We start from the raw sequence: 2,260 nt of genomic DNA on the forward strand, positions 1-2,260 counted from the left end.
ATTTGTCTTTTATTTACTTGTCAAAAAACCGTCATTAGAACTTGAAAATCAAGTTAGGTTAGCGGAAGGTGTTCGCTAACTATTTTCCCCTTATTTTTTAAGTTGATTAGATTAGGTAAACTCTTTGTCAGAAATCACCTAGACACCATTTTTTTCTTTCCTACTCGCCATTTCCCCTATTTTAATCTATCAGGTATCTTCTTGAGCAGAAATCACCTTAGTACACCTTTTCCGTCTATAGGACCAAGTAATATTCGTGAAAATAGTGTGGATGAGCCACTGATAGAAGCAATTAGCTCCAATTTTCTGGCATTAGCTGAAACCACATCTAATACGAACGATGGTCAATATACGCCACTGGGTGTTTGGATAGCAAACTGGAGTGATTTATTTCCCTGGTTATCAATAGCTTCATTGAATAGCATTGATTCTACACAGGAATCTGAGGATTTGCTACGATTTCGCACTGTTATTCAAGACTTTGATGCTTTGCGTAAAATATATTACTACGCCCATGATGTAGGTTTGAAGGTTGGCGATCTCGATTTTTTAAGTATTGCTGATTCATTCTCATCACAGATGGCTAAACTGGCAGAAAGCACAACATTCTCCATGAAAGAATTGAAGAATGCGATTGCTCGCCTTAGTGATAACGCAAGAGCTATTTATAAGAAATGGGTCGAGGTAGGTTTTCTTCGAGATTGCGAATTGGGTCTTGGCTTTGTTTATGATAATGATTGGACTCTGAGTATTACTTTGTTAGATGACCCTCACGACATTTTTTTGCTTTTTTGGAGAAAATTGACTTCGACCCATTGAGCAAAAATTACTCTGCTTTTGCAGTATCAACGAAGTGTATGCCCATTTTATTCCCTTCTGGACAAATTAGTATCTTTTGTGTGTTTTTCTGGGAATCGGAGCCACCAGACTCTCCAGAACCTCCATACTCTCAATATTATATAGGAATACTGATCGGTCAAATAATTGGGAATTCAAATGGTGAGAAATGGACTTGTTTTGCCTATCAATTTTCTTCTGAGGATGATTTAATCGTATTTACTCCAAATAAAGCGGAAAAGACTTTGGAGTATGCATATCCTGGTCAAGGAAAAGTTAAGGCTTATCCGATTCCTTTTAGCGCAGCACAAGGAGTTCGGCAATGGAAAGGACAATCCTTAAGCACAAATATCGGCTCTTTTACAGACTTGCAAGACCAACTTGCTCATTTTTCTGATCTATTAAAAAATCAAAAGACGTGGAGTTTTAGCAGCGAAAACTTTCCTGTTGACTGGAAAGTGTCAGATTACTATGCTCTCCGAAAAATCCGTACACAATAGACTTGTTGCGTAATAGTGGCATAATGGGGAAGAAACAATGATTGGATATCCCCTTGAATGCTGAACATTGGCAGAATATTGCATCAAGATAGACTCTTGAGAGCGACCACAGGACTCAATAGAAGAGCGTTTGAGACCTTGTTAGAGAAATTTGAACAGGTGTATTTGGCGGAAGCAGACAACAGGGAAAAGGCAAGAAAAAGAAAAATCGGAGCTGGCAGGAAAGCTAGATTGCAAAGCATCAAAGAGAAATTATTCTATATCCTGTTTTACTTCAAGTGCTATCCAACCTTTGACTTGGCGGCAGTATGGTTCGATTTTGACCGCTCACAAGCGAATAGATGGGTACATCGCCTACAACCAATTTTAGAAAAGGTTTTAGGAGAAAAAAAGGTACTGCCCCTTAGAAAAATCGAGAGGCTCGAGGAATTTATCCAACATTTTCCAGAGGTGAAAGAAGTGATAGTCCCTCGGACCTTCATACCGATAGCTCGTCCCAAAGACGCGGAAAAACAGAAAGAGAACTACTCAGGAAAGAAAAAGCGATGCACCCGAAAAAACCTAGCAGCTAGTGCAGAAGACAAGAGGATTTTGCTGTTAACCCCTAGGAAAGCGCGGAAAAACCCATGATAAAAAGATACAAGAACAAGAAGACTTAATTGGCGGCATCCCTGCTCAAATCCCAGTCTTGGTTGATTCAGGATTTCAGGGAGTGCAAAAACAGTATGTAAATATCCGTTTGCCCCACAAAAAACCGAAGGGAGGAGAGTTAACAGCAGAACAAAAACAAGAAAATCGAGAACTAGCCAAAGAAAGAGTTGTGGGTGAAAATGCTTTTTCTGGGGTGAAAAGATACCGTGCAGTTTCCGATATTTATAGGAATCGTGTAGCTAATTTTGATGCTCAATTAATCTTAACGGCTT

General features: G+C 39.2%; 4 protein-coding genes. All 4 read left to right on the forward strand.

Annotation, left to right across the window (positions count from 1 at the left end):
• The first annotated feature begins 201 nt into the window (after positions 1-201).
• Entirely contained in the window at positions 202-819 is a 618-nt protein-coding gene (locus O9334_RS10620; RefSeq protein WP_152606992.1) for a hypothetical protein, read from the forward strand.
• Positions 820-857: 38 nt separating this feature from the next.
• Positions 858-1,337 (forward strand): hypothetical protein, encoded by a 480-nt coding sequence (locus tag O9334_RS10625; RefSeq protein ID WP_152606991.1) that lies wholly within the window; start codon positions 858-860, stop codon positions 1,335-1,337.
• A 57-nt stretch (positions 1,338-1,394) separates the two neighbouring features.
• Positions 1,395-1,967: a helix-turn-helix domain-containing protein gene (locus O9334_RS10630; RefSeq protein ID WP_288000254.1), complete on the forward strand. Its 573-nt coding sequence runs from the start codon at positions 1,395-1,397 to the stop codon at positions 1,965-1,967.
• Between the two features lie 37 nt (positions 1,968-2,004).
• Positions 2,005-2,260: transposase family protein (locus O9334_RS10635; RefSeq protein WP_288000255.1), on the forward strand; the 256-nt coding region annotated here is incomplete at its 3' end.

It is taken from the genome of Microcystis sp. LE19-8.1F, assembly GCF_027531715.1.
Taxonomy (GTDB): domain Bacteria; phylum Cyanobacteriota; class Cyanobacteriia; order Cyanobacteriales; family Microcystaceae; genus Microcystis; species Microcystis wesenbergii_A.